At 71.8% G+C, this 19520-nt stretch carries 16 protein-coding genes and 2 pseudogenes; 9 read left to right on the forward strand and 9 right to left on the reverse strand.

Annotation, left to right across the window (positions count from 1 at the left end; all coding sequences use genetic code 11):
* Window positions 1-46: 46 nt before the first annotated feature.
* The gene (locus ACQEVZ_RS03140) at window positions 47-1873 is read left to right on the forward strand and encodes an AMP-dependent synthetase/ligase (RefSeq protein WP_433361001.1); all 1827 of its coding nucleotides are present in this window, start codon (window positions 47-49) and stop codon (window positions 1871-1873) included.
* A gap of 67 nt (window positions 1874-1940) precedes the next feature.
* Here ACQEVZ_RS03140 and ACQEVZ_RS03145 read toward each other — a convergent pair whose 3' ends face one another.
* Together ACQEVZ_RS03145 and ACQEVZ_RS03150 are read right to left on the reverse strand one after the other, a co-directional pair.
* Window positions 1941-3323, reverse strand: a complete 1383-nt coding sequence (locus ACQEVZ_RS03145; RefSeq protein ID WP_433361004.1) for an AAA family ATPase — start codon at window positions 3321-3323, stop codon at window positions 1941-1943.
* A gap of 38 nt (window positions 3324-3361) precedes the next feature.
* Window positions 3362-3685 carry a hypothetical protein gene (locus ACQEVZ_RS03150; protein ID WP_344505465.1) on the reverse strand — a complete coding sequence of 108 codons (324 nt, stop codon included), beginning with the start codon at window positions 3683-3685 and terminating at the stop codon, window positions 3362-3364.
* A 109-nt stretch (window positions 3686-3794) separates the two neighbouring features.
* Between ACQEVZ_RS03150 and ACQEVZ_RS03155 the strand changes: the two genes are divergently transcribed.
* The 4 genes and pseudogenes from ACQEVZ_RS03155 to ACQEVZ_RS03170 all read left to right on the forward strand — a co-directional run.
* A complete protein-coding gene (locus ACQEVZ_RS03155) occupies window positions 3795-4373 on the forward strand; it encodes a PadR family transcriptional regulator (protein ID WP_433361008.1) in 579 nt (192 codons plus the stop codon).
* On the forward strand, window positions 4370-5095 hold the full coding sequence (locus tag ACQEVZ_RS03160; protein WP_433361011.1) for an ABC transporter ATP-binding protein: 726 nt from the start codon (window positions 4370-4372) through the stop codon (window positions 5093-5095). The genes ACQEVZ_RS03155 and ACQEVZ_RS03160 overlap by 4 nt, the downstream gene beginning before the upstream one ends.
* Window positions 5092-7578, forward strand: a complete 2487-nt coding sequence (locus ACQEVZ_RS03165; RefSeq protein ID WP_433361014.1) for an FtsX-like permease family protein — start codon at window positions 5092-5094, stop codon at window positions 7576-7578. The genes ACQEVZ_RS03160 and ACQEVZ_RS03165 overlap by 4 nt, the downstream gene beginning before the upstream one ends.
* A gap of 302 nt (window positions 7579-7880) precedes the next feature.
* Window positions 7881-8201: pseudogene (locus ACQEVZ_RS03170) on the forward strand (DUF664 domain-containing protein); the annotation flags it as partial.
* Window positions 8202-8297: 96 nt separating this feature from the next.
* On the opposite strand, the gene ACQEVZ_RS03175 reads toward ACQEVZ_RS03170, so the two are convergent.
* Together ACQEVZ_RS03175 and ACQEVZ_RS03180 are read right to left on the reverse strand one after the other, a co-directional pair.
* The gene (locus ACQEVZ_RS03175) at window positions 8298-9485 is read right to left on the reverse strand and encodes an ABC transporter permease (RefSeq protein ID WP_433361017.1); all 1188 of its coding nucleotides are present in this window, start codon (window positions 9483-9485) and stop codon (window positions 8298-8300) included.
* On the reverse strand, window positions 9482-10177 hold the full coding sequence (locus tag ACQEVZ_RS03180) for an ABC transporter ATP-binding protein (protein WP_433361020.1): 696 nt from the start codon (window positions 10175-10177) through the stop codon (window positions 9482-9484). The genes ACQEVZ_RS03175 and ACQEVZ_RS03180 overlap by 4 nt, the downstream gene beginning before the upstream one ends.
* A gap of 32 nt (window positions 10178-10209) precedes the next feature.
* Here ACQEVZ_RS03180 and ACQEVZ_RS03185 point away from each other — a divergent pair.
* Window positions 10210-11403, forward strand: a pseudogene (locus ACQEVZ_RS03185) (RNA-guided endonuclease InsQ/TnpB family protein); the annotation flags it as partial.
* A 149-nt stretch (window positions 11404-11552) separates the two neighbouring features.
* On the opposite strand, the gene ACQEVZ_RS03190 reads toward ACQEVZ_RS03185, so the two are convergent.
* Together ACQEVZ_RS03190 and ACQEVZ_RS03195 are read right to left on the reverse strand one after the other, a co-directional pair.
* Window positions 11553-12641, reverse strand: coding sequence for a peptidoglycan-binding protein (locus ACQEVZ_RS03190; protein ID WP_433361023.1), 1089 nt, complete (start codon window positions 12639-12641; stop codon window positions 11553-11555).
* Window positions 12638-13156, reverse strand: a complete 519-nt coding sequence (locus ACQEVZ_RS03195) for a hypothetical protein (protein WP_433361026.1) — start codon at window positions 13154-13156, stop codon at window positions 12638-12640. Before ACQEVZ_RS03195 ends, ACQEVZ_RS03190 begins: the two co-directional genes overlap by 4 nt.
* Window positions 13157-13266: 110 nt before the next feature.
* On the opposite strand from ACQEVZ_RS03195, the gene ACQEVZ_RS03200 reads away from it, so the two are divergent.
* The 3 genes from ACQEVZ_RS03200 (at window position 13267) to ACQEVZ_RS03210 (ending at window position 16890) form a co-directional block, all read left to right on the forward strand.
* On the forward strand, window positions 13267-14544 hold the full coding sequence (locus tag ACQEVZ_RS03200) for a sensor histidine kinase (protein WP_433361029.1): 1278 nt from the start codon (window positions 13267-13269) through the stop codon (window positions 14542-14544).
* Window positions 14541-15191: a response regulator transcription factor gene (locus tag ACQEVZ_RS03205; protein ID WP_344505476.1), complete on the forward strand. Its 651-nt coding sequence runs from the start codon at window positions 14541-14543 to the stop codon at window positions 15189-15191. The genes ACQEVZ_RS03200 and ACQEVZ_RS03205 overlap by 4 nt, the downstream gene beginning before the upstream one ends.
* 283 nt (window positions 15192-15474) lie before the next feature.
* Window positions 15475-16890 carry a tyrosine-type recombinase/integrase gene (locus ACQEVZ_RS03210; RefSeq protein ID WP_433361032.1) on the forward strand — a complete coding sequence of 472 codons (1416 nt, stop codon included), beginning with the start codon at window positions 15475-15477 and terminating at the stop codon, window positions 16888-16890.
* A 173-nt stretch (window positions 16891-17063) separates the two neighbouring features.
* Here the strand turns inward: ACQEVZ_RS03210 and ACQEVZ_RS03215 are convergent, their stop codons facing one another.
* The 3 genes from ACQEVZ_RS03215 to ACQEVZ_RS03225 all read right to left on the reverse strand — a co-directional run bounded on the left by ACQEVZ_RS03215 (window position 17064) and on the right by ACQEVZ_RS03225 (window position 19518).
* The gene (locus tag ACQEVZ_RS03215) at window positions 17064-17681 is read right to left on the reverse strand and encodes a type I-E CRISPR-associated protein Cas6/Cse3/CasE (protein ID WP_433361035.1); all 618 of its coding nucleotides are present in this window, start codon (window positions 17679-17681) and stop codon (window positions 17064-17066) included.
* Window positions 17678-18454: a type I-E CRISPR-associated protein Cas5/CasD gene (gene cas5e / locus ACQEVZ_RS03220; protein WP_433361038.1), complete on the reverse strand. Its 777-nt coding sequence runs from the start codon at window positions 18452-18454 to the stop codon at window positions 17678-17680. The genes ACQEVZ_RS03215 and cas5e overlap by 4 nt, the downstream gene beginning before the upstream one ends.
* 383 nt (window positions 18455-18837) lie before the next feature.
* Complete coding sequence (locus ACQEVZ_RS03225; protein ID WP_433361041.1) at window positions 18838-19518, reverse strand: Imm52 family immunity protein; 681 nt, start codon at window positions 19516-19518, stop codon at window positions 18838-18840.
* Window positions 19519-19520 lie beyond the last annotated feature (2 nt).

Consider the following 19520-nt stretch of genomic DNA (forward strand, 5'->3'; position numbering starts at 1 on the left):
TTACAGTCCCTCCAGAGCTGATCCGTCGGCCGAGGAGGCTGAGTCCGTGACCGCCAACCTGGACCTCGCGACGCGCTGCGCGGACATCGCCGCCGGCACGAGCATTCCCGCACTACTGCACCGCAACGCCACCGAACACCCCGACCTGGTGGCGCTGAGCACCTTCAACACCGATGACTCCGTCACCTGGCTGGAGCTGCGTGACCGGGTCGCCGCCGTGGCCCGGGGGCTGAGCGCCCTCGGCCTCTCCCCCGGCGACCGCATGATCATGAGCCTGCCGAGCCGCATCGAGCACTGGGTCGCCGACCTGGCCGCCGTGCATCTCGGCGCCGTCCCCTGCACCGCCTACGCCACCCTCAGCGCCGAGCAGCTGCGGTACATCGCCCAGCACAGCGGCGCGAAGATCCTCGTGGTCAACGGCCTGCCCGAGCTGCAACGCTGGGAGGCCGTCCTCGGCGACCTCCCCGCCGTCGAGCACGTCATCGTCGTCGAGGAGGACGCAGTACAGGCGGGGACGACGGCACTGTCCACAGTGGCCTCCGACGGGGCCGCGCTGCACGCCGCCGACCCGACGGTGTTCGAGGAGGCGTGGCGGCAGGTGCGCACCGAGCAGCCCGTGACGCTGCTCTACACCTCCGGCACCACCGGCGACCCCAAGGGCGTCCTGCTGTCGCACCGCAACGTCGTCTACCAGTGCGGGGTCCTGGAAGGGGCGGTGGAGGTGCCCGACCACCCGCGCACCCTCGCGTACCTGCCGCTCGCGCACATCGCCGAACGCGTCCTGGGCATCTACAACCTGCTCTACCGCGTCGGGCACGCCACGATCGTCACCGACGGCAAGCAGCTCGTCGCCGCGCTCCGCGCGGTCCGGCCGCACTCGTTCTTCGGCGTCCCCCGCGTCTGGGAGAAGATGGCCGCCGGCGTGCAGGCCCAGCTGGCCACCGCCGACCCGGCGGTCCGGGCCGCGTTCGAGACCGCCAGCGGCCTGGCCCGGGAGAGCTTCCACGCCCGGGCCGACGGGAAGGTCCTGGCCGAGGACCAGGCAGCGCAGCTCGCCGCCTTGGATGCCAAGGTACTGGCACCGATGCGCGCCCTGCTCGGCCTCGACGAGATGCGCTGGGCCGGCAGCGGCGCCGCGCCGATCCCCGTGGACGTGCTGGTGTTCCTGGCCGGCCTCGGCGTCGACGTGCTCGAGGTGTGGGGCATGACGGAGACGACCGGCACCACGACCATCAACACCCCCACGACCTTCCGCCCCGGCACCGTCGGCCGGGCCAACGCCGGCATGGAGGTGCGCCTGCTCGACGACGGCGAGATCCAGGTCCGCGGCCCGCTGGTCTGCCTCGGGTACCTCGACGCCGACGGCTCCACACAGTCCATCGTGGACACCGACGGCTGGCTCTCCACCGGCGACGTCGGCGCCGTCGACGCGGACGGGTTCCTCACCATCACCGACCGCAAGAAGGAGCTCATCATCACGTCCAGCGGGAAGAACATCTCCCCCGCACAGATCGAGAACCTGCTGCGCGTCAGCCCGCTGATCGGCCAGGCCGTCACGATCGGCGACCGACGCCCGTACATCACCGCGCTCATCGTCCTCGACGAGGAGGTCGCCCCCGTCTGGGCCACGTCACAGGGCCTCGCGGACGTCGACCTCGCCGCGCTCGCCGCCGACCCGGCCGTCCACGCGGCCGTGTCGGCGGTGGTCGCCTCGGTCAACGAGCGCCTGTCCCGCCCCGAGCAGATCAAGACCTTCCGCATCATGCCGTCCTCCTGGACCCCCGAGACCGGCGAACTCACCCCGTCCCTGAAACTCCGCCGCCGCATCGTCTCCTCCAAGCACGCCACCGTCATCGAGGAGATGTACGCCTGAGCCGGGCCGAGCACCCCGGCGGCGACGAGGCCCGGCAGCTCGCCGAAGAGCTGCCGGGCCTCCCGGGTCAGGACGCCGGGGTGCCGAGGAGGGAGCGGGTGACGGACTCGGCCTGGGAGAGCATCTCGTCGAGGGCCGTGGCGAGGTGGGTGTCGGTGGGGTGGGTGCCTTCCTCGGCGGCGATGAGGACGGCGCGGCGGAGGAGTTCCTTGGCGAACGAGGCGGTGACGCCCGCCGCGGCGGCGGCCGCCCGGTCGAGCGCGGGCTCCGTGAAGGGGAGGTTCCGGGCGTACAGGCGCAGCAGGCGGCGACGGGAGGCCTCGTCGGGCAACGGGATCTCCACCGCCAGGTCGACGCGGCCGGGGCGCTGGGCGAGGGCGGGTTCGAGGACGTTGATGCGGTTGGTGGTGAGCAGGAACGCGACGTCGGCGTCGTCGCCGAGGCCGTCGAGGGTCTCCAGGACGGTGAACAGCAGCGGCTGCGGGCCGTGGTGCAGCTCGCGGCTCTCGGCGACCAGGTCGCAGTCCTCCAGGACGACGAGCGCCGGTTGCAGCGCGCGGGCCATCCTGGCGGCCTCGGCGACGAACGCGATCGCCGGGCCGGCCAGCAGGACGACGGTGACGTCCGGCAGGGCGGACAGCAGGTACCGGACGGTGTGGGTCTTGCCGGTGCCGGGCGGGCCGTAGAGCAGCAGGCCGCGCTTGAGGTGCTGGCCGGCGGCACGCAGGCGGTCGCGGTGCTCGGCGATGCCGGCGACGTGCCGGTGGACGCGGGCGAGCACGCCGTCGGGGAGGATGATGTCGGCCTCGGTGACGTCGGGGCGGCGGTGGAACGAGATCTGGCCGACGCCGCGCTCGTACGCCGAGCCGCCCAGCGACAGCACCTGCCCGCGCAGCACCGACCGCCGCAGCATCAGGGCGCCGACCTCTTCGATCAGGCGGGCCGCGACGCCCTCGGCCGGGGTGACGACCTCCATCCGGGCCATCGGCTGGCCGATGCGCATGTCGGGCGAGCGTTGCAGGACGGCGACGGGCGCTCCGTCGTACATGAGCAGCCGCAGCCCGAACGACACCGCCTGGCGCGCCGTGTCCGGCCCGGTGGCGACGCTGGCGTAGTCGACGGCGGCCACGCCGAACTGGCCATACCGCCCGGCGTGCTGCAGGATCTCGCTCAGCGACTGGTGCCGGCGCTGCTCACCGCCGCCGATCCCGATGAGCGCGTGCCGCCCGCCGCGGCGCTGCACCTCGTCGAGCGCGATGTCGAGGTCGACGAACTGGTGCCCTGCGACCTCCTCGGTGACGACGGGCAGCCGCCGTGGGTCGTTGCCGAGGTGATCGGTCAGGACCGGGACGAGCTGCCCGTCGGTGTCCTGCCGCTCCCGGTGGTCGCTGACGACCTCCTCCAGGAACGCCTTGAATGCCGTGACGAAGTCCCCCGCGCGTTCATCCACCGCCGCATTCTCCCCCACGGGGTGCCGCGGCGGGGCGTTCAGCTCGTGGCGCGGTGCAGTTCCTCGCGGCCGACGTGCAGCTCGACGACGTCGTCGGTCACCCCGCTGATCTGGTTGCCGGCGGCGTAGACGTCGTTGGACAGGAATCCGGTGCCGTCGATGCGCGCGTACCCGGTGCCCATCAGGTGCTCGGCGATCCCGGCGATCGTGTCGGGGCGGATGTCGGTCCCCGGTCCCTGCACCGCCGCCACGACGCCGATCTGCTCCCCGGCCTCGTCGACGACCGGCATGCCCACACCCACCCGCAGGAACGGCTGGGTGTCAACGACGATCTCGTCTCCCGCTGACGCACCTGGCTGCATGTACCAGATGTTCCCCACCAGGATGATCCGAAACACGGGACATCGAGATCCTCGACAAGGTCAGTATACTGAGTATTATACTGGGCATGATATCGAGGAAGTCGGTCCGATGAGCATCCGGCACGCGCTGCTGGCGCTGCTCAGCGAGGGTCCGAAGTACGGGCTGCAGCTGCGCGAGGAGTTCGAGGCGCGCACCGGTGAGGTGTGGCCGCTCAACGTCGGGCAGGTCTACACGACCCTGCAGCGGCTGGAGCGGGACGGTCTCGTGGAGTCCGACGGCGACGCCGAGCCCGGGCCGCAGCGGGGGTTCCGGATCACCGACGACGGGGCGGAGGAGCTCGCCGGGTGGTTGCGCACCCCGCCCAACCTGGAGTCGCCGCCGCGCGACGAGCTGGTCATCAAGGTGCTCGTCGCGGTCCGCCTGCCGGGCGTCGACGTGCACGAGGTCATCCAGACGCACCGGCGGTACCTGGTCGAGCTGATGCAGCAGTGGACCCGGCTCAAGGAGGAGGAGGCCGACCTCGACCTCGGGCTCGCGCTCGTCGTGGACGCCGAGCTGTACCGGCTCGACTCGGTCGTGCAGTGGCTGGACACCGCCGACGGCCGGCTGAAGCGCGCCGCGCTCGAGCCGGCCAGGGAGCGGCCCGCGACACCGCTGATCCGGCGCCGGACGGGGGCCCGTCGATGAGCGACGTGCTGCGCCTGGACGGCGTGTCGAAGACGTACCTCGACGGCAGCGACGAGGTCCACGCCCTGCGCGAGGTGTCGCTGACGGTCGAGGCCGGCAAGATGGTCGCGGTGATGGGGCCCAGCGGCTCGGGCAAGAGCACGCTGCTCACGATCGCCGGGGCGCTGGAGTCGCCGACGAGCGGCGAGGTGCACGTGGCGGGGCAGTCACTGGGCGGGATGTCGCGCGACGACAGGAGCCGGCTGCGGCGGCGCGCCATCGGGTACGTCTTCCAGGACTTCAACCTGCTGCCCGGCCTGACCGCGGCCGAGAACGTGGCGCTGCCGCTCGAGCTCGACGGCGTCCCGGCAGGCAAGGCCCGCGCCGCCGGCCAGCGGGCGCTCGACGACCTGGGGCTCGCCGACCGGGCGGCCCGCTTCCCCGACCAGCTGTCCGGTGGGGAGCGGCAGCGGGTCGCGATCGCGCGGGCCGTCGTCGGCGACCGGCGGCTGCTGCTCGCCGACGAGCCCACCGGCGCCCTCGACTCGGCCAACGGCGAGACGGTCATGCGGATGATGCTGGCCGCCTGCAAGCGCGGGCTGGCCGCGGTCATCGTGACCCACGACGCGCAGCTCGCCTCGTGGGCGGACCGGGTCGTGTTCATCCGCGACGGGCGCATCGTCGACCGGACGGCGCCGCGCCCCGGGCCCGAGTCCCTGCTGGCCGACGAGGCGGCCCGATGAGCCCGATGAGCGCCGTCGTGGAGAGGCCGCCGCCGACGCTGGGCAAGGGCCACGGCGGCATGCCGGCGCGCAGAGCGGTCGCGCGCTGGGCGTGGCGGCTGTTCCGCCGGGAGTGGCGGCAGCAGTCGCTCGTCCTGGTGCTGCTGGCGATCGCCGTCGCCGCGACCACGGCCGGGCTCGGCTACGCCGGCTCCGCCGGCGATCCGCAGGCCGCGACGTTCGGCACCGCCAACCGCCTGGCCACGATCGGCAGCACCGGGGCGCAGGCCGACGCGGACCTCGCCACGCTGCGGACCTCGTTCGGCACCATCGAGGTCATCAACCATCAGAAGATCCCGGTGCCCGGCTCGGCCACCGCGTACGACCTGCGCGCCCAGGACCCGAACGGTCCCTACGGACGCTCGATGCTGCGCCTCACCGCCGGCCGCTACCCGCAGGGCACGGACGAGGTCGCGGTGACCCCGCGGGTGGCCAAGACGTTCGACCTGCGCCTCGACGGCACCTGGGACCAGGGCGGCCGGCGCCGCACGGTGGTCGGCCTGGTCGAGAACCCGCTCAACCTGCTCGACCACTTCGCGCTCGTCGCGCCCGGCCAGGCCGGCGCCGACGCGCAGACCGCCGTGCTGATCCGCTCCACCGAGCAGCAGTTCCGCGACGCCCGCAAGCCGGACGGGATGTCGGCCCAGTTCCGCGGCACGCAGACGGATCCGGGCACGGTCACGGTCCTCGTGCTCGCCACCATCGGCCTGCTGTTCGTGGGCCTGCTCGCCGTGGCCGGGTTCACCGTGATGGCCCAGCGGCGGATGCGGGCGCTCGGCATGCTCGGCGCGATCGGCGCGAGCCACCGGCACATCCGGCTCGTGCTGGTGGCCAACGGCGCCGTCGCCGGCGCGACCGGCGCGCTCGTCGGCGCGGCGGCCGGGCTCGCCGGATGGACCGCCTTCAGCCCCCGGCTGGAGCCGCTGATCGGGCGCCGCATCGACCGCTTCGACCTGCCCTGGCCCGCGTTCGCCGCCATGCTGCTGCTGGCGGTCCTCACCACCGTCGGTGCCGCCTGGTGGCCGGGCCGGGCCGCCGCCCGCGTCCCGGTCGTGGCCGCGCTGTCGGCGCGCCCGGTGCCGCCCCGGCCGGCGCACCGCTTCGCGCTGGCCGGCCTGGCGCTCCTAGCCGCCGGGCTCGGCGCGCTCTTCACGTCGCACCACGAGGAGCCTCCGTACCTCATCGGCGGCGTCCTCGGCGTCGCCACCGGCCTGCTCCTGCTCGCCCCGCTGGGCGTGGCCGCCGCCGGCCGGCTGGCGCGGTTCGCCCCGCTGGCGCCCCGGCTGGCGCTGCGCGACCTGGCCCGCTACCGGGCCCGCTCCAGCGCCGCGGTCGCCGCGATCACCCTCGCCGTCGGCATCGCGGCCGCCCTCGCGCTCTCCGCCGCCGTGTCCGTCGCCAAGGCGGCCGCGCCGGCCGGCGGCAACCTGCCGGCCGACCAGCTCGTCGTGTGGCTCGGGCCGTCCGGCCTCGACGGACCCGTACCGGCGACGACACCGGAACAGCAGGCCGCCGCCCGGCAGCAGGTCGACGTGATCGCCGCCGCGCTGCACGCCACGTCGGTGCTCCCGCTCCAGGCGGCGATGGACCCGGACGGGCCGCTGGCCGGCGACTCCGGCGGCGGGCGTCCGGTGTCGCAGATGGGCATCCCCCACCACGAGACCGTCGGCGGCCGCACTAGGACCCAGTACAGCAGCTCCGAGGCCGACCCGCTGTTCGTGGCGACGCCGGAGGTGCTGCGCCACTACGGGATCGACCCGTCGAGCATCGCCGCCGACACCGACATCGTCACCTTCCGGGCCGGCTACGACGGGTACAACCTGTTCCCCAGCCACCAGCCCGACTGGCGCCCGAAGGTGCAGCACGCGGACCTGCCGGCGTACCCGTCGCTGCCCGGCTCGCTGATTACCGCCCACGCCATGGCCACGCTGCGGTTGCAGGCGGTCGCGGGCGGCTGGCTGGTCCGTGCCCCGGGCCCGCTGACCCAGGCTCAGATCGACCGGGCCGAGGAGACCGCCGAGCGGTCCGGGCTCACCGTGGAGACCCGCCCGACGGGCGCGGACGTGGCCCGGGTGGCGCTGTTCGCGACCGCCATCGGGATCGCGGTCGCGCTCGGCGTGCTCGCCGTGACGGTCGGCCTGATCCGCAGCGAGACCGCCCGCGACCTGCGCACCCTGACCGCGACGGGCGCGCCGCGCCGCACCCGCCGGGCGCTGACCGCCGCGACCGCCGGGGCGCTCGCCCTGCTCGGCGCGCTGCTCGGCACGGCCGGCGCCTACCTGGCGCTGCTCTCCTGGCACCACCGGGCGCTGCACTGGCTGGGCCACCCGCCGTCGGTCGCGCTCGCGACGATCCTGGTCGGGCTGCCGGCGGTCGCGTACGCCGGCGGCTGGCTCCTGGCGGGGAAGGAGGCCCCGGCCCTGTCCCGCCAGGCACTCGACTGACGCTCCGCCGGCCCGCCTCCGACGCGTTCTAGCGGGCGGCGGTGAGGGTGCCGACGAGGCGGGCGGCGGTGACGGCGAGGCGGTGGCCCTGGTGGCGAGCGGCGGCGAGGGTGGCCGCGCTCGGGGCACCCTCCGCACCGGGGTCGGCCAGCCGGGACCGGTCTCGAAGCGTCGCTGAGGACCTTCTGACGCCGGCCCGACGATCCGACCCGATGCCACGGCATGCAGCCGGTCAGGATGGACGACCTATGTGGACGATGCCCACGGTGACCGCCGGGCCCGAACGGCTCCTGCTGGAGCACATGCTCGACCGCGCCCGGCAGGCGCTCATCGACACCACGCGAGGGCTGACCGAGGCCCAGGCGCGGCAGCGACTGGTGGCGTCGCTGACGACGCCGATCGGGCTGGTCAAGCACGCCGCGACCGCCGAACGCATCTGGTTCCAGCGGGTGCTGCTCGGCCTGGACGCGGCCGAGTGCGACGGGCCCGCCGCCGGCGGCGACAGCAGCTTCGTCGTCGCCGGCGACGAGACCCTGGCGGACGTGATCGCCGAGTTCGAGCGGGCGAGCGAGCGCTCCCGCGCGATCGCCGCCGGCTTCGAGCTCGACGACACCAGACCCCATCCCGTCGCCGGCGACGTCAGCCTCCGGTTCGTCTACCTGCTGCTGATCGAGGACCTCGCCGCCGCGCCGGCCACGGCGACATCCTCCGCGAGCAGCTCACGCGGTCCGCAGCGCGTCCGTCGGGTTGAGGCGGGCGGCTCTGACCGCCGGGTAGACGCCCGCGACCACGCCGATCAGCAGCGTCGCGGCGAAGCCGCCGCCGACCGCCGACAGCGGCACGAGCGGGTGCCAGCCGCGGTATGCGGCGACGGCGTGGGTGACGGCCGCGCCGAGGATGACGCCGGTGAGGCCGCCCAGCAGGGACAGCAGGAGGGACTCGGTCATGAACTGGACGGTGATGTGGCGGCGGGCGGCGCCCAGGGCGCGGCGCAGGCCGATCTCGGTGCGACGCTCCAGGACCGAGATGACCATGACGTTGGCGACGCCGACGCCGCCGACGAGCAGGGCCACCGCGCCGAGGCCGAGCAGCAGGGACGTGATGGAGTCCGCTACCAGCAGCCGGGACGCCAGGGCGTCGGAGGGGCGGCTCACGTTGACGCTGTTCGGTTCGCCGGGGTTGACGGCCCGGGCCAGCATCCCCGCGACCGGGACCGTCCGGGCGGTGTCCGCGCGGACGTACAGGCGCGTCGGGTGGCCGTCGTAGCCGAAGTACGACGCAGCCACCGGCAGGCCGATCAGCGCGGCCCGGTCGATCTCGGGGGCGAGCTCGAACGGGCGCAGCACCCCCGCGACGGTGAACCAGTGCTCGCCCAGCCAGACGCGCGTGCCGGCGTCGACCTGGGCGATGCCGAGCGCCGTCGCCGCGTCGTGGCCCAGGACCACGACGGGATACCGGGCGGTGGCGTCGTTGAGGAAGACGCCGGTGGCCAGGTGACCGTCGAGCGTGTCCAGCAGCGACGGTTCGGTGGCGCGGACCTCGACGCCGCCGCCGCGGTAGGCGGGCACCATGTCGGTGCGGAACACCTGCAGGCGCGGCACGCCCGCGGTCGCCGTCACCTTCAGCACGCCGTCGGTCCGGGCGGCGCCGGTCGCCGAGGACGTGGGCAGCTTCGCCTCGTCGCCGCCGATGCGGGTGCCGTTGGCGACCGTGAGCAGGTTGGTGCCCAGGTGGTCGATGCGGGCGAGGAGGTCGGCCTGGCTGGAGCGGGTGATGCCGAGGACCCCGACGATGGCGGCGACGCCGATCGCGATGCCCAATGTGGACAGTGCGGCGCGCAGGGGGCGGCTGCGCATGCCGATGCTCGCCAGCGGGAGCAGGTCGGCGGCGCGTACACGGGATCTCATCCGGACCGTCCAGTCAGCGTGTCGGCGACGATCCGGCCGTCGCGGAGGTCGACCCGGCGCGGGCAGGCCTCCGCGACGACGGCGTCGTGGGTGATGACGAGCAGCGTCACGCCGTCCGCGTGCAGTTGCCGCAGCAGCACGAGGATCTGCCCGCCGGTCCTGCTGTCGAGGTTGCCGGTGGGCTCGTCGGCGAGGACCAGCGCGGGACGGCCGACGAGCGCGCGGGCGATGGCGACGCGCTGCCGTTCGCCGCCGGACAGCTTGCCTGCCGGGTGGTCGACGCGGTGCGCGAGGCCGACCCGGTCGAGGGCGTCGGCCGCCGCCCGCCGTCGCGACGACGCGCGCACGCCGCGGTACAGCAGCCCGTCGGCCACGTTGTCGACCGCGGACCGGTGGTCCATCAGGAAGAACTGCTGGAACACGACGCCGAGCGTGTGCGCCCGCAGGCCGGACAGGTGCCCGTCCGTCAGGTCCTCCACGGCGTGCCCCGCGAGGCGCACCGAGCCGCTCGTCGGCCGGTCCAGCCCGGCGGCGAGGTTCAGCAGCGTGGTCTTGCCGGACCCCGACGGTCCGACCACGGCGACCATCTCCCCGGCGGCGACGGTCAGGTCCACGCCCCGCAACGACTCGACGGGCGGGGTGCCGGGGTACGTGCGCGCTGCCTGTACCAGAGCCAGAACGGCATCGGTCATCGGAAACCTCCGTGAAACCCCCGGCTTGAGCCATGGGGAGGAAACGGATCACTTGCGGAGCAGGGCAGGAGGAGCCAATCCACAGCCAGCCCGGATCGGCGTCCACCCGTCGCGTCGCCGCAACGTCTACTGCTTGGTGTGCTAACTTGCGAGCCTTGTCCAGGACTGTGAAGCGGGCGTTCAAGTACCGCTTCTACCCGACTCCGGAGCAGGCCGCTGAGCTTGCTCGGACGTTCGGTTGTGTCCGGCTGGTGTACAACATGGCGTTGCAGGCCCGCTCCGAGGCGTGGAAGCTGCGGCAGGAGCGGGTCAACTACAACGCCACCAGCGCGCTGCTCACCGGCTGGAAGAAGACCGAGGAACTGGCGTTCCTCAACGAGGTGTCCTCGGTCCCTCTGCAGCAGGCGCTGCGCCATCTGCAGGTGGCGTTCACAAACTTCTTCGCCAAGCGGGCCAGGTATCCGACGTTCAAGAGCAAGAAGCGGTCGCGTCGGTCGGCGGAGTACACCACCAGTGCTTTCCGCTGGCGTGACGGTCGGCTCACCCTGGCCAAGATGGCCGAACCCCTGGACATCGTGTGGTCGCGTCCCCTCCCACAAGGTGCATCTCCGTCCACGGTCACCGTGTCCCAGGACAGCGCGGGCCGCTGGTTCGTGTCCCTGCTCTGCGACGACAGGATCGAGCTGACCCTGGTCACGGGTGCGGTCGGTGTCGACGCCGGCCTGGACAGCCTGCTCACCCTGTCCACCGGTGAGAAGATCACCAACCCGAAGCACGAGCGCCGGGACCGCGCGGCGCTCGCCCGCGCCCAACGCGCGCTCGCCCGCAAGGAGAAGGGCTCCGCGAACCGGGCCAAGGCTCGGCTCAAGGTGGCCCGCGTGCACGCCCGGATCACCGACCGGCGCAGGGATCACCTGCACAAACTGAGCACTCGGCTCGTTCGTGAGAACCAAACGATCGTGATCGAGGACCTGACCGTACGCAACATCGTTACCAACCACAGCCTGGCCCGCGCCATCAGCGACGCGGCCTGGCGGCAGTTCCGCACCATGCTCGAATACAAGGCTGACTGGCACGGCCGGAATCTGGTCGTGGTGGGCCGCTGGTTCCCGTCGTCCAAACTGTGCTCGACCTGTGGTGCGCGCGCTAAGCGGATGCCGCTGAACGTCAGGTCGTGGACGTGCCGGTGCGGCGCCGTGCACGACCGGGACGTCAACGCGGCCCGCAACATCCTCGCGGAGGGGCTCTCCGTGATCGCCTGTGGAGGCGGTGTAAGACCTCAACGAGAGTCCTCTCGGACGGGGCAGTCGTCGGTGAAGCAGGAAACCCAGCGGGCGACCGCTGGAATCCCCCGCCGTCAGGTACGGGGAAGATGTCAAGTGACCGGCACCTCGACGCGCATGCCTTCGGTGAGCTCGCCGCCGGTGATCTCGACCATGCTGGCGTTCTCGTCGAAGAGCCCGGTCGTGACCGTGATCAGGCGCCGGCCGGACCCGTCGACGACCGCGACCTGGTAGCCGCCGTCGGCGGCGGCGAGCAGGGCGGTGACCGGGACCCGCAGCACGTTCCTGCGCTGCGACCCGGTGATCGACACCTGGACGGGCGCCTGGTCGAGCGCGGGCGCGCCGGACGGCATGGTCACGGTCACCACCATCGACACGGTGGCCGGTCCGGGCGGGCCGTTGTTGCCCGGCTCGGGCGCGATCGCGACGGTGCCGACCTCGCGGACGGTGCCCGGGACGGGGGCGTCCAGTCCGGGCACGTTGACGGTGACCGGATCGCCGGCGTGGACGGTGCCCTGCCGGCCGGCGCTCAGCGCGACGCGGACCACGCGGGCGGTCGTCGTCGCCGACAGCATCGGCTCGCCCGGCCCGGCGGACGCGCCGACCTGGACGAGGGCCGCGCCGACCCGCACCGCGCCGGGCAGGAACGCGACCTGCCCGAGCGGCAGCCGGCCGGTGCGCTGCGCGACGGGCAGGCCGCGGGCCGCCTGCCAGCGCCGGACCGCGGTCGCGGTGGCGTCGCTGAAATGCCGGTCGACGGTGATCCCGTGGCCCGGGTCCATGCCGAGGGCGACCAGGTTCTGCTCCAGCTGGAGCACGTCGACGCCGTCGCTCATGCCTGCGGCCAGCTCCCGGTACGCCGGCACGGCACCGTAGAGCAGCGTCGCCGGGACACCGGCCACCGTGTAGAGGTCGGCGCCGCGGACGACGGCGGTCCCGGGCGCCGGCACGGCGGTGACGACGCCGCCCGGCAGCTGGTTCACGACGGTGTACGCGCCGTCGAAGCCCAGCACGCCGGCGACCTGGACGCGGGTGGCGACGTCGCCGCGGGTCACCGGTGCCGTCGTCGTGCGAACCTGGGGCGCCGCGACGGATTCGGGCTTCTGCGGGCGGGCCATCGCCCAGCCGGCCACGCCCGCCGCGAGCACCGCGCTGCCGGCCGCAACCACTCGTACCCTCATGAGACCGCGATCTTCTTGTCGTAGATGCTCTTGCAGGCGTCCAAGGCGGCCAGGACCCGCTCGCTCTTGCCTTCGTTCTCCAGCGGCGTGCCGACGAGCGGGAACGTGCCGTCCGCCTTCGGGTCGGGGAAGCCGTCGATGCCGTGCTCCCGCATGCACTTGGCGAACGCCTTGAGCTTCTCCATGTCCGCGGCGCTGGGCGGCTCGGCGGAGCGGGGCGTGCCGAGCGCCGCCATCTCGTCCATGATCGCCTTGCACTCGGGGACCTGCTCGCTGAGCGTCCGCAGCTGCTCCTTGACGTCGCGGCCGTCGCCCGGCCAGGCGAGGCGGTCACCTTCCATCACCGGGTCCGCCATGTCGGGGTACCCGTGATCGCGGGCGCACTGGGAGATGCGGCGGCCCACGTCGAGGGCCTGCTGGGTATTGATCACGCTGGGGTCCTGCTGCTCGGCCGCCGGTGAGCAGCCGGCCAGGAGCGCCACCAGCACCAGCGCCAGGAACGGTCTCGATGTCATGTGCTCACGGTCGCCGCTCACCGGCATCACCCGCGTCTGGCCGCAGACCGATCTTCGGGGTCTGTCGTGCGACAGATCCGCAACCGGCGCGACGCACGTACGCTCGGACGATGCAACGCCTGCTGGACGCGTCGCTCATCGCCGTGCTGGTCGCCGCCACGTTGCTGTGGAGCGACGCGCTCCTGCTGTTCGGTGAGCCGGACTTCAAGGTGCTCGCCACGTTCGGCACCGTCGCCGCCTGGCGGCTGCACACGCTCTGGTGGAGCCTCGCCGCGATCCCGTCGGCGGTCGCGATCGTCCTGCGGCACCGCTGGCCCCTCACCGCGACGATCCTGGCGATCTGCGCGGCCGAGGTGCACCTCCTCGACCCGGTCCTCAAGTCGCCGCCGACCGACGTCGCGGTTTTGATCACGATGTACGCCCTGACCAGCTCGGACCACCGTCGCCAGACGGTCCTGGCGACCCTGGTCGCGACCGAGGCGCTGCTGCTGTCCGGCGCGCTGGCGCAGGGGGTCGGCCTCGTGCCGGACCCCGCCAGCCCGCTGACGTCCGTGGCCGACTACCTCGGCCGGGCGTCGAAGGCCTTCTACGCCGCCACCCACGGCGACGCACTGCACATGCTGGTGCGCGCGCTGCAGTCCGCCGCGGTGCCCGCCCTGCTGCTCGCCGCCACCTGGGCCGTCGCCGACAGCGCCCGCACCCGGCGGCTGCACGTCGCGGTCCTGCAGGCCCGCGCCGACGACCTGGAACGCGAACAGGAGCAGCGCACCGCCCTCGCCGTCGCCTCCGAACGCGGCCGCATCACCCGCGAGCTGCACGACGTCGTCGCGCACGGCCTGTCGGTGATGGTCGTGCAGGCCCAGGGCGCCAAGGCTCAGCTGCACCGCTCCCCCGACCGCTCCGACGCCGCGCTCACCACGATCGTCACCACCGGCCGCGCCTCCCTCGCCGAGATGCGCCGCCTGCTCAACCTGGTCCGCGCGCCGGCTTCCCTGTCCCCGCAGCCCGGCCTCGCCACGCTCCCCGAGCTGATCGACCGGGTCCGAGCCAGCGGCGTGCCGGTCACCTTCAGCGTGGCCGGCGCCCCGGCGACCCTGCCCGCCGTGATCGAACTGGCGGCCTACCGGATCGTCCAGGAGGCGCTGACGAACACGCTCAAACACGCCACGCCGGGCGCCTCCTGTACGGTGGAACTCACCTTCGACCCCTCCGGCCTGCGGATCCTCGTCTGCGACGACGGCCGCCTCATTGCACCCCTGACGCCCGGCAACGGCCTGCGGGGCATCACGGAACGGGTCACCGCTCTCAACGGCGTCCTGGCCGCCGGCCCTGCGCCGGACGGCGGCTTCGAGGTGTCGGCGTTCCTGCCCCTGGCGCTCGTCGCATGATCCGCGTCCTGCTCGCCGACGACCAGTCCCTCGTCCGTGCCGGCTTCCGCATGATCCTCGACGGCACCGACGACCTGGTCGTGGTCGGCGAGGCCGCGGACGGACTGCAGGCCCTGTTGGTCGCCGCGTCGGTGTCCCCCGACGTGATCCTGATGGACGTCCGCATGCCCGGCGTCGACGGCATCGAGGCCACCCGCCGCCTCCGGACCGCCCTCCCCCCGTCCGCCCCGCCCCACGTGATCATCCTGACCACGTTCGACCTCGACGAGTACGTCTACGCGGGCCTCCGCGCGGGCGCCGCCGGCTTCCTGCTGAAGGACGCCCTCGACACCGAACTGACGCAGGCGGTCCGCGCCGTCGCCGGCGGCCACAACGTCGCCGCCCCGACCGTCACCCGCCGCCTGGTCCAGCACTTCGTCTCCACCGACCCCCGCCCGTCCGACCTCGTCCCCATCGACGTCCTGACCGCCCGCGAACGCGACGTCCTGCACCTGATCGCCGAGGGCATGTCCAACCAGGAGATCGCCACCCGCCTCACCATCTCCGAAGGCACCGTCAAGACCCACGTCAGCCGCATCCTCGCCAAGCTCGGCCTCCGCGACCGCATCCACGCCGTCATCTACGCCCACCGCACCGGCGCCGCCTGACCACCCGACAATTGCCTGCGCCTTTGTGTGGCGTCCTCGGAGGTATTCGAACCTCCGTCCTCTTCGTTCGTAGGCAAGATCCGGCGTTCGAACGCCCTCTTTCAACATGCGTCGATCTTGGCTAAAGTGCTGGTCAGGCGCTTGATCATCATGTCGCCGAGGTTCGCTGAAGTGCGCCGGAATGCGCACGGGTCGCGGACCATTTGCGGACTGTTGATCTTGGAGGCGCGGGGTGGGCTGGCTGAAGACGCGGGAGCGGCAGGGTGGTCTCCAGTACACGGCGATGCACCGGGACCACCAGGGTCGCGAACGGTCCGCGGGTACGTTCACGAACAAGAAGCAGGCGAACAAGGCTTGGCAGAAGGCTGAGACCGACATCGCCGCCGGAAAGATCGGCGATCCAAAGCGCGGCAGGCAGAAGCTCGCGCGATACGTCACCGCGGAATGGTTCCCCAACCACGTCATCGAGGCGACGACCCGCGAGAACTACACCTGCCTGATCAACAAGTACCTCCTGCCCGAGCTGGGCAAGATGCGCATGGTCGACGTCCTGCCGACACACACGCGGGAGTGGATCTCGACGCTGCAGACGAAGTACTGCGTGAACCCCCCGACCATACGACAGTGCAAAGTCATCTTCGACGCAATATTCACCACCGCGTTCAATGACCAGATCACGTTCCTTCACCCCGGTAAGGGCGTGAAGACGCCGCCGGTGGCGAAGAAGACGCGCCGGATCATCACGACCGAGCAGTTCGACCGCATCTACCTCGGGCTCGAAGACGACACGCTTCGACTGCTCGTCGAGACCGACATCGAGTCCGGCCTCCGCTGGGGCGAGCTGACCGAGCTCCGGCCCAAGGACATCGACTTCGCCACGGGGATGCTGACCGTGTCGCGGGCCGTGGTCCAGCTCAAGGCCAAGGACCGGCCCGGCGGCGTGCGGTTCGTGGTCAAGGAGTACCCGAAGGACAAGGAATGGCGGCAGCTGCGGCTCGCCGACCATCTGCTCGACAAGCTCAAGGACCGCATCTCCACGCTGGGGCTGGAGCCGGACGACCTGCTGTTGGAGATGCCCCAGGTCCGCGAAGCCAGGCGCCGGACGCTGCCTGAGGTCCTGCCTGACCCGGACACCCTCGGCCTGACGGAGCCCAATGAGAAGGGCCGCGTCTACAAGCACGGAACGGCAACCGCGTACGGCGCCGGCCGGTGCCGGTGCCAGCACTGCCGGAATGCCGTTGCGGCGTATCGCGCGTCCCGGCGAGCGGCCGGCAAGGATGCACCGCGCGCCGCCCGAACGGTCGACACCGACGGCCACATCCCCGGCGACTGGTTCCGTAAGGGCCCGTGGAAGAGGGCGCTCAAGGCGGCGAACCTCGACTTCCACGTGACGCCACACGGGATGCGCCACGCGCACGCCTCCTGGCTCCTCGCAGGCGGCGCCGATCTGGTGGTCGTGAAAAACCGACTCGGCCACGGCACGATCTCGACGACGGAGCTGTACCTGCACGCACTGCCCGGCGGCGACGACGCAGCCCTGCAGGCGCTGGCAGCGATCCGCGGTCGCATCGCCTCAGCGCCTGAAGCACAGGCTCCCGTCTCCACGGCCCCGGACGCCTCGGACATGGCCGCGATGATGGCAAAGGTCAGCGAGATGTACGAGCTGATGAAGGCCAGCAGGCCGGCAGCAGCCGCCTGAATGTCGACGGATCACGGTGCAAGGGACCTGAATTCCAGCGCACCTTGGTAGTCAGACTGCCACGTCTGCTTATGCGGCATCGAACAGTCGAGAACGACGGGATGACCCCCGCGTGCGCGGGGGGACACTTGTTGACCTGGGCCGTTAGAGATCCACTCGACCATTTTTCTTCACTAGGCCGGCAGGACGGTGAGCAGGCCGCAACCGTAGGCTTTGCCACGCCCTACGCCATTGTTGATCAATTCCGTTAGAGCGGACGAATCGTGCACGGTCGCCGTGGCCGCGATGTGGGCGACGCGGAGCGGATGGTTGCCGGCGCGGCTAACAGTCACCGGCGCATCGAGGATCTCAACGTTGTTCAAGCCCGATTCGAGCCGTGCGGTGAGCCAGCCTTGAAGCTCGCTGTCGGGGACGGCCAGACGTCGGCCGGTGCGGGACTCGCAACGGACCGCATTGATGTCGACTCGGAGGTGCACGCGTCTACCTGGTTGCAGGTTGGCCATTAGGCCGGTGAGGTCGGTGACACGGATGCCGTAGTCGGTGCGGGCCAGTGGTGTCGCGGCCTGCAGAAGGATTCGCGGATGCGGCCGGTGCTCGACGCGGTACAGGATGCCGGCGGTGCCGCGGCGCTGGTCCTGTGGTCCGGGCAGATCAGGTCGGAAGAGGGTCATGACCGCTTTGTGGATCTGGTCGCGGTCGCCCCAGTCGCGGACATGCCTGATGAGGGCCGGATGGTTCAGTGGGACAGCGGCCAGGGTCGGCGTCGGCTGGGCGGTGACGATCGCGGTCATGAGAGGTTCTCCTTTGCCCAGGTCAGCAGTTCGTCGCGGGTCACGGTCGGCGGCTCGACGCGGGTCACCGTCCGGGTTTGGTAGCCGTAACGGTCGTGCGGGTGCGGGCCGAGCGGCAGGTCGGCGTGGGTTACGGTCCGGCCCCGCAGTTGCACTGCGTCGCGGGGGTCGACCGAGTTGTGAAAGAGGTGCAGGACTCTGGAGCTGGCCGCGCCGGTCGCGGGCGTGCGGGTGGCGCTGTCGTTGAGCTCGTCCGGGCTGATGCCGAGTACGAGCGGCTGGTCTGGCAGGCAGGCTTTCCGGCCAAGGCTGAGCGGCCAGTACGGCTCGATGAGTGCATCTGCAAGATGCCGCAGGTATGCCGGGTCGCCGTGCAGGAACCAGGTGAACACGGCTCCGGTGAGGTAGGTGCGCCACGTCTGCAGTGTTTGCTGCTGGCCTTTGATGGTCCACGGTCTGCCGTTGCCCATCGCGATCGTTGCCAGTTTGGCCTGGTCTGCTTCGGAGAGCCACGCGTATTGGCTGGTCGGGGGCGGGTTGACGGTGTGGTAGTCGAGCAGGGTCCGGCCCGGCTGGTCGATCCGGACGGCCATGTGCAGGGCGCGGTCCGCAGTCTCAGCAGCACAGTGCAACGCCCAGGCAAGGAGGTCCCGGATCGGGGTGCTGAGCACGTCGCGGTACAGCACCAACGCGACCGCAGCGGTATCCAAGGCATGCGCCGCCACAGGGTATGGCGCGCTCCGCCCATCCCACTTAGCCCACAGTGCGGTCACGGTCGGACAGTATGCCCGGCACCACCGACAAAATTCGGCGACGAGCCTGGTCGAGTACAACCGCCGTGAAACTGAAACGAGCCTTCCGAGGTAGCTGGTCCCGAATGTTCCAAATTGCAGATAGCGCACACGAAGCGACCGGTCGGCTATCGTGCACCGGTTTGCGTCACAACGGGCCGTGATTTGCCACCATCGATGTTTCTGCCGTAATCGTCGACGCCCACCAGGGCAGTCGTGACAGCCGACGACTCCGGGCCCCTCGGTCGATGTCGGCATCGTCTAAACAGCTGGCGCACCGTCGGCAACCGGGGGTGGCCGCGGTCACCCATGGCGGCGATGCCGCCGGAGTGATCCTCCCCAGTGAGCAGCTGACAACTGCTCAATCAGGTGGCGAGACAGTGCGCAACCGCGGCGATCTGAGGGCCGGACACCTGTCGTGGATCGCTCGCCGCCGTGATGAGCGTTCCTTCGGCGACCTTCTCGACGATGACCCCCGGCGGCGGCGAATGAAGGTCCTTGTCACCCGCCACGTACGTCAGCCAACCCGCAACGGGTCGACCGGGAGAGGGATGCTGGCTTTCCCGCATCGCGTTGCTCGTGAAAGCCGCCCATTGGGGATCCCATGCTTCGACCAGCGCCATGAGTATCCCGCGCGCCACCGCCGGTTCGAACAGCACCGCCGCGGTGTCCGACGGGCTGAACGGCCCCAGTACACAGGAGTTCGAGACGAACGGGGCGGCGGGCACCGCGCCGCACAGCGTGCGGAGGGAGACCGCCGCGCCACGATTCCACAGCGCGGCGTGGAAGCCGAGCTCTTCGATCACCTCACCGCCGATGTCCGTCCGGTCACGCCCCTCGGACAACAGGACCTCCAGAGCGTCCCGACCCGTGTCGATCGGCTGTGCCGACGCGGCGGACACGCTCCTACCCTTGCGGTGCCACGCCGAAAGGACCGGGTGTGCGGCACCGAGCCGGCCGATGCAGTCGGCAAGCCTTTCGGCGCAGCTGCCCACTGATTCGGCCCTCGGACCCCAGTAGGCGCCCAGGTAGAACGAGTCCGCCACGT

It is taken from the genome of Dactylosporangium sp. CA-152071 (genome assembly GCF_050936335.1).
In the GTDB taxonomy this organism is placed as follows: Bacteria; Actinomycetota; Actinomycetes; order Mycobacteriales; family Micromonosporaceae; genus Dactylosporangium; species Dactylosporangium maewongense.

Excerpts from the sequence above, each read along its gene's own strand:
- ACQEVZ_RS03150 (WP_344505465.1), bottom strand. The coding sequence starts at position 3,685 with ATGCAGCCAGGTGCGTCAGCGGGAGACGAGATCGTCGTTGACACCCAG.
- ACQEVZ_RS03155 (WP_433361008.1), top strand. The coding sequence starts at position 3,795 with ATGAGCATCCGGCACGCGCTGCTGGCGCTGCTCAGCGAGGGTCCGAAG.
- ACQEVZ_RS03160 (WP_433361011.1), top strand. The coding sequence starts at position 4,370 with ATGAGCGACGTGCTGCGCCTGGACGGCGTGTCGAAGACGTACCTCGAC.
- ACQEVZ_RS03165 (WP_433361014.1), top strand. The coding sequence starts at position 5,092 with ATGAGCCCGATGAGCGCCGTCGTGGAGAGGCCGCCGCCGACGCTGGGC.
- ACQEVZ_RS03175 (WP_433361017.1), bottom strand. The coding sequence starts at position 9,485 with ATGAGATCCCGTGTACGCGCCGCCGACCTGCTCCCGCTGGCGAGCATC.
- ACQEVZ_RS03180 (WP_433361020.1), bottom strand. The coding sequence starts at position 10,177 with ATGACCGATGCCGTTCTGGCTCTGGTACAGGCAGCGCGCACGTACCCC.
- ACQEVZ_RS03190 (WP_433361023.1), bottom strand. The coding sequence starts at position 12,641 with ATGAGGGTACGAGTGGTTGCGGCCGGCAGCGCGGTGCTCGCGGCGGGC.
- ACQEVZ_RS03195 (WP_433361026.1), bottom strand. The coding sequence starts at position 13,156 with ATGACATCGAGACCGTTCCTGGCGCTGGTGCTGGTGGCGCTCCTGGCC.
- ACQEVZ_RS03200 (WP_433361029.1), top strand. The coding sequence starts at position 13,267 with ATGCAACGCCTGCTGGACGCGTCGCTCATCGCCGTGCTGGTCGCCGCC.
- ACQEVZ_RS03205 (WP_344505476.1), top strand. The coding sequence starts at position 14,541 with ATGATCCGCGTCCTGCTCGCCGACGACCAGTCCCTCGTCCGTGCCGGC.
- ACQEVZ_RS03210 (WP_433361032.1), top strand. The coding sequence starts at position 15,475 with ATGCACCGGGACCACCAGGGTCGCGAACGGTCCGCGGGTACGTTCACG.
- ACQEVZ_RS03215 (WP_433361035.1), bottom strand. The coding sequence starts at position 17,681 with ATGACCGCGATCGTCACCGCCCAGCCGACGCCGACCCTGGCCGCTGTC.